General features: G+C 75.5%; 3 protein-coding genes. 2 read left to right on the top strand and 1 reads right to left on the bottom strand.

Features of this window, described 5'->3' with window-relative positions; genetic code table 11:
• On the top strand, nt 1-2,662 hold a 2,662-nt coding region (locus tag ACGFX4_RS29495; protein WP_393080601.1), incomplete at its 5' end, for a BTAD domain-containing putative transcriptional regulator.
• 93 nt (nt 2,663-2,755) lie between these two features.
• Here the strand turns inward: ACGFX4_RS29495 and ACGFX4_RS29490 are convergent.
• Entirely contained in the window at nt 2,756-3,595 is an 840-nt protein-coding gene (locus ACGFX4_RS29490) for an oxidoreductase (RefSeq protein ID WP_393080599.1), read from the bottom strand.
• 179 nt (nt 3,596-3,774) lie between these two features.
• On the opposite strand from ACGFX4_RS29490, the gene ACGFX4_RS29485 reads away from it, so the two are divergent.
• A complete protein-coding gene (locus ACGFX4_RS29485; protein ID WP_393080596.1) occupies nt 3,775-6,495 on the top strand; it encodes an ATP-binding protein in 2,721 nt (906 codons plus the stop codon).
• Nucleotides 6,496-6,586 lie beyond the last annotated feature (91 nt).

Here is a 6,586-nt window from a genome sequence, read left to right as displayed (position 1 = left end):
GGCGCTCACCAACCAGGTCTCCCGGCTGCGCCGCCTCCTCGGCCCGGACCGCCTTCGGACCGTCCCCTCCGGCTACCAACTGCGGACCGGCCCGGCCGAACTCGACACCGAGGACTTCACCCGGGCGGTCACCGCCGCCGGCGCGGCCCGCAGGCAGGCCGACTGGCACGCCGTCAGCCACTCCGCGCAGGCCGCGCTCGGCCTGTGGCGCGGCACACCGCTCGGCGATCTCCCGTTGCCGGCCGAGGACGCGCTACCGTCCGTCCGGTCCTTCGAGGAGGCGCGTCTCCAGGCCGCCGAGTGGCTCTTCGAGGCCGAGCTGCACCTCGGCCGGCACGCGAGCGCACTCGCCGAACTCACCCGCTGGGCCGCCCTCAACCCCCTCCACGAAGCCCTCCACGTCCACCTGGTCACCGCGCTCTACCGCAACGGCCGGCAGGCCGAAGCACTCGACGCCTACGACGGCATCCGCCACCGCCTCGCCGAAGAACTCGGCATCGACCCCGGACCGGCCCTCCGCACCGTCCACCAGCAGGTCCTCCAGGCCGACCCCGACCTCCTCCGAGCACCGGCACCGACCACCGACCCGGATCTCCCGACGGCACCCGAGCCTGCAGAAGCCCCACCCCGGCCTTCACCCGCCCAGCTCCCGGCCGACACGTCCGACTTCACCGGGCGCGCCGACGGGCTGGCCGCGCTGACGGGCCGGTTGGAGGCGGCCGCGTCCGGCGCGGGTTCCTGTGTGCTGGCGGTGTCGGGGATGGGCGGGGTCGGCAAGACGGCCCTGGCCGTCCATGCCGCACACCGGGTGCGGCACCTGTTCCCGGACGGGCAGCTCTACGTCGACCTGCACGGCTTCGGCAACGCCCGCCCGCGCGACGCGCACGACGTCGTCGCCCGCTTCCTGGGCGATCTCGACCCGGAGCTGCGCGGCGCCGTGCTGCCCGAGCACACCGACGACCGCGCCGCCCACCTGCGCAGCCACCTCGCCGACCGACGGGTCCTGCTGGTCCTGGACAACGCCCGCGACGCCGAACAGGTCCTGCCCCTGCTGCCCGGCCACGGCCACTGCGCCGTCCTGGTCACCAGCCGCACCACGCTGACCGGCCTGCCGGGCGCCCACCACCTCGCCCTGGAACCACTGGACGTCGACGAACAGCGCGACCTGCTGGCCCGGGTGTGCGGCGCCGAACGCGTCAACGCCGAACCCGACGACGCCCTCCGGCTCCTCGCCGCCTGCGGCGGACTGCCACTCGCCCTGCGGATCACCACCGCCCGACTCGCCTCCCGACCCTCCTGGTCCCTTCGCATCCTCGCCGACCTGCTCACCGCCGACGGCTCACGCCTGCGCTCACTCACCGCCGGACACCTGTCCGTGCGCACCACCCTCGCCTCCGGCTACACCGCCCTGCGCGACAGCGACAACCCCGACGAACGCGACGCGGCCCGCCTCTTCCGACTCCTCGGCCTGTGGCCGGGCCTCGTCTTCGGCGTCAAACAGGCAGCGGCACTCACCGAACACCCCGAGCACACCGCAGCCGAACTCCTCGAAACCCTCGTCGACCACCAACTCCTCCAGAGCCCCGAACCCCTCAGGTACCGCTTCCACGACCTCCTCAGCGAACTCGCCGCAGAGACCGCCACCACCGAGGAAAGCCACCAGGACCGCGACGCAGCCCAGGTCCGGCTCATGGTCTGGTACTACGCCGCACTCCAGCACGCCCACCGCACCATCCTCCCCGGCACGTGGCGGATCGCCTCGCTGCCGGACGAGCCCGCCGCCGGACCGCCGGACTTCGCGGACGGCCCGCAGGTGCGGGCGTGGTGCACCCAGGAACTCAGCAACATCTCCGCGGTGGTCCGTCAGGCCGCGGACTCCTCCCGCCCGGACCTCGCCTGGCGGATCGCCCACGGCCTCTCCGGTCACATGACCGCCGGCTGGTGGACCGGCGCCGCCGACGAATGCCACGGCTTGGCGCTGCGCAGCGCCGAGCGGACCGGCGACCTGCTGGGCCAGGCCCTGATGCTCGAACGGATCGGTGTGCTCCACGGCATGTCCGACCGCTATCCGGAGTCGTCCGCCGCGCTCACGGCAGCCCTCGACAGAGCCGAACGGACGGGCCACAACGACCTCGTGACAAGCGTCCTGAAGAATCTTGCCGTTCTCCACAACCAGATGGACGACGGCGCGGCCGGGCTGGCCTTCGCGCGGCGCGCACTCGAGCTCGGCGTCCCGGAGGACGACGACCTCCTGGTGACCGTCATGGCGGCTGCCCATCTGCACCTGAAGGACTTCGCGGCGGCCGAGGCGGGGTTCCGGCGAGCAGTCGAGATCTGGCGGCGGCACGGCAACCGGTTCAACACCGCCGTGGCCCTGGCGAACCACGGCGACTGCCTGCGGGGGCTGGGCCGGCGCGAGGAGGCGCTGGCCGCCCTCGGCGAGGCCAGCCGCATCAACGAGCAGATCGGCAGTACGAACGGCATCACCGACTGCCTGCTGATCACCGGCCGCGCCCACCTCCACTTCGGCCACTGGGAGGAGGCCGCCACCTCGTTCCGGCGTGCCCTCGACCTCGCCCGCGAGCACCGGCTCCCCGCCTACGTCCAACAAGCCCTGGACGGACTCGACGAGCTCGGACAGCTCCGCACCGCAACGGCCTGATCAGATGTCAGGACACGACGGGGCTGCGGCGTTCGAGGAGGACGACGTCACGCCGGCGGCCGTGGTGCTTGCCGGTCCGTTCACGGGTACCGCTCACCCGCCGGGCGGGAAGTCGGCGGCGGCGCTCGCGGCGGCCCAGGTCCGGGCCTCCTCGGCGCGCGCCTCGCCGGCGGCGAGGGCCGCGGTCACGGCCTGGGCGCCGAGCAGGAGTCGGCGCGGCGGGTCGTCGTGGCCGAGGACGTCGATGATCACCTGGGCGGCGCGGGCGGGGTCGCCGGGCTGCGTGCCGTCGTTCTCCTGCCGGTAGCGGTTCATGGCACCGACGGTCTCCTCGTAGTCGGGGCCCACCGCGTGCAGTTCCATGGACGAGCCCTGCCAGTCCGTCCGGAAGGCGCCGGGTTCGACGACGAGGACCTTCACCCCGAACGGGGCGACCTCGTTCGCCAGGACCTCCGAGAAGCCCTCGACGGCGAACTTGGCGCTCTGGTACGCACCCATGCCCGGGGTGCCGCCGACCCGGCCGCCGACGGACGAGAACTGGACGAACACGCCCGACCGCTGCGCGCGCAGCACCGGCAGCGCGGCCCGGGTGACGTTCACCAGCCCGAAGAAGTTCGCCTCGAACTGCGCGCGGAAGTCCCGGTCGGTCATCTCCTCGATCGGCCCGCTGTTGGCGTACCCGGCGTTGTTCACCACCACGTCCAGCCGGCCGAACGCCTCGACCGCGGCGCCCACCGCGGCGCGGGCCGCGTCCGCGTCGGTGACGTCCAGGGCCGCGGTGCGGACGCGCGCACCGTGGCGGGCGGCCAGGTCCGCCAGTTGCTCCGGCCGCCGGGCCGTCGCCAGGACCTGGTCGCCGTGGGCCAGGGCCGCTTCGGCCAGCCGGCGTCCGAAGCCCCGGGACGCTCCGGTGATCAACCACGTACGGGTCATGTCGAGATCCTTCCGCTCTGTTGCTGAGGTCCGCCGGTCCCCACTCTGCTGCGCGGGGCGTCCACCGCGCCTCCGTCACATGACGTCCAGTCGGTGGGTGTCGGGCAGGGCGGACCGGAGAAACCGCAGTTCGTAGGATGGGTGGAGCTCCTCCGGGAGGAACTGGTGCCGGAGGGGACATGTCGCAACAGCCGAACCGCCGACTGCTCGGGCGGGCCAGGGAGTTGGAGGCGCTGGACCGCCTGCTGCGCGAGGTGCGCGAGGGGCGCAGCCGGGTGCTGGTGCTGCGCGGCGAGGCCGGCGTCGGGAAGTCGGCGCTGCTCGATCATCTGGCCGAGCGGGCGGCGCCGGTGCGGACCGTGCGCGCGGCGGGTGTCGAGGCCGAGTCCGACTTCGCCTATTCGGCCCTGCAGCGCCTGTGCGCCCCGCTCCTGTCGCACCTCGACGGGCTCCCGCCGGTGCAGCAGGACGCGCTGCGGGTCGCGTTCGGCCTGAGCGCGGGGAATCCGCCGGAGATGCTGCTGGTGGGGATCGCGGTGCTCGGTCTGTTCGCGGAGGCCGCGGCCGGGTCTCCGCTGGTGTGCCTGGTGGACGACGCGCAGTGGCTGGACCTGATGTCCCACCGGATCCTGGCGTTCGTCGGGCGCCGGCTGGACGCCGAGTCGGTGGCGCTGGTGTTCGCCGAGCGGATCACCGGCGAGGGGCACGAGGACGGCTTCTCGGGCCTGCCGGAGCTTCCGCTGAGCGGGCTGGCCGACGCCGATGCCCGGGCGCTGCTCGACGGCGTGCTGCCGGGCCCGGTCGACGCCCGGGTGCGGGACCGGATCGTCGCGGAGACCGGCGGGAACCCGCTGGCCCTGCTGGAGCTGCCGCGGGGCCTGTCGCCGACGGAGTTGGCGTTCGGGTTCGGCGGGCCGGGCGCCGGTCCGCTGGCGACCCGGGTCGAGGACGGCTTCCGCCGGCGGGTGGAGGCGCTGCCGGCCGACACCCGGGCCCTGCTGCTGGTCGCGGCGGTCGAACCGGTCGGCGACGGGCCGCTGCTGTGGCACGCGCTGCGCCTGCTGGGCATCGGGCTGGAGGCAGCGGCGGCGGCCGAGGCCGCGGACCTGATCACCCTGGGCGTCCCGGTGCGGTTCCGGCACCCGCTGGTGCGTTCGGCGGTCTGGCGGGGCGCGGACGCGGCCGCGCTGCGGGCCGCGCACGGCGCCCTCGCGGAGGCGACCGACGCCGGGCGCGACCCCGACCGGCGGGCCTGGCACCAGGCCCACGCCGCCGTCGGCCCGGACGAGCAGGTCGCCGCCGCGCTGGAGCGCTCCGCCGACCGGGCGCTGGCGCGCGGCGGCCGGGCGGCCGCCGCCTCGTTCCTGGAACGTGCCGCCGCGCTCACCCCCGACCCGAAGGAGCGCGCGCGGCGCGCGCTGGCGGCCGCGTCGGCGCACCTCGCCGCGGGCGCGCCGGCCCGGGTGCCCGACCTGATCGCCGCCGCCGAACTGGGACCGCTGGACCCGCTGCAGCAGGCCGACGCGAGTCGGCTGCGGGCCCGGGCCTCGTCCATGACCGACCCGGGGTTCGGCGCGGTGCAGCCCCTGCTCGACGCGGCGGGACGGCTCCGGGAGCTCGACCCGGCCGCCGCGCGGGAGACCTACCTCGCCGCGTTCGGCGCGGCCATCTGGGCGGGCCGGTACGACGCGGGCGGGCTGCGGCGGGTCGCCGAGGCGGCCCGCGACCTGCCGCCGGGCGAGGAGACGGCGGGGGTCTTCCTCCGGGCCCTGGTCGCCTGGGCGACGGACGGGCCGGTCGCGGCCTTCCCGCTGCTGGAGCGGGCGCTGCACTCCCTCACCGCCGACGAGGACCTGGCGGTGCTGTGGCCGGCCGCGAACGCCGCCGTGGAGCTGGGTGATCACCGGGCCTGGCTGGACATCACCGAGCGCGCGGCCCGCTTCGCCCGGACGACGGGCACGCTGTCGGTCCTCTCCACGGCGCTGCCGTACCGGGCGGCCTCGCTGGGGTACGCGGGACGGTTCGCCGAGGCCAGGGACCTGCTGGCCGAGGCGGCGGTCGTGGAGGAGGCCGCGGGCGTCGCGACGCGCCTGGTCACCACCGGCCTGATCAGCGCGTACCGGGGCCGGGAGCAGCCGGCGCTGGAGGTGATCGAGGCGATGGAGCGCGAGGGCGAACGGCGCGGCCTCGGCCGGCTCACCGCGATGGCGGCGTGCGCGCGGGCCGTGCTCCACAACGGGCTGGGCAACTACCCGCTCGCGATGGAGGCGGCGCTGCGCGGCATCGACCACCGGGACCTGGTCGTCCACCACTGGACGTGCAGCGAGCTGGTCGAGGCCGCGACCCGCACCGGTGACCTGGACGTCGCGGCCCGGGCGCGCGAGCGGCTGGCCGAGTGGAGCCGGGCCGGCACGCCCTGGGCGCTCGGGGCGAACGCCGTCGCCGACGCCCTGACCGGGGCGCCCGAGCGGGCCGAGGACCACTACCGCGAGGCCGTCGACCACTACGGTCGGGGCGGGCTCGGCGCGTTGGAGGCCCGGGCCCGGCTGCTGTTCGGGGAATGGCTGCGCCGCCGGAACCGGCGGGCCCAGGCCCGCGACGAGCTGCACGCGGCGCACGAGGCGGCCGCGGAGATGGGGATGGAGGCGTTCGCCGAGCGGGCCCGGCGGGAGCTGCTCGCCACCGGCGAGACCGTCCGCAGGCGGACGGTGGGCGCGCCGGTCCTGACGCCGCAGGAGGCGCAGATCGCCCGGCTCGCGGCCGGCGGGCACCCGAACGCGGAGATCGGCGCGCAGCTCTTCCTGAGCCCGCGCACGGTGGAGTGGCACCTGCGCAAGGTCTTCGTGAAGCTGGGGATCTCCTCCCGGCGCGAGATCGACGGCGCCCTGTCCGGGCGGTGACCGTCCTCGACCGCGTCCGCGGTGGACGGCCGGGAGGGCGGAGGGGGGACGTCCGCCCTCCCGGCGTTCAGGAGCCGCCGGTCACCCTGCA

The organism is Kitasatospora sp. NPDC048365, assembly GCF_043200835.1.
GTDB lineage: Bacteria > Actinomycetota > Actinomycetes > Streptomycetales > Streptomycetaceae > Kitasatospora > Kitasatospora terrestris.
This window is presented reverse-complemented; position numbering and strand designations above follow the sequence as displayed.

What these genes read in the sequence shown, in the direction of transcription:
- ACGFX4_RS29490 (WP_393080599.1), bottom strand. Translation starts at nt 3,595, where the DNA reads ATGACCCGTACGTGGTTGATCACCGGAGCGTCCCGGGGCTTCGGACGC.
- ACGFX4_RS29485 (WP_393080596.1), top strand. Translation starts at nt 3,775, where the DNA reads ATGTCGCAACAGCCGAACCGCCGACTGCTCGGGCGGGCCAGGGAGTTG.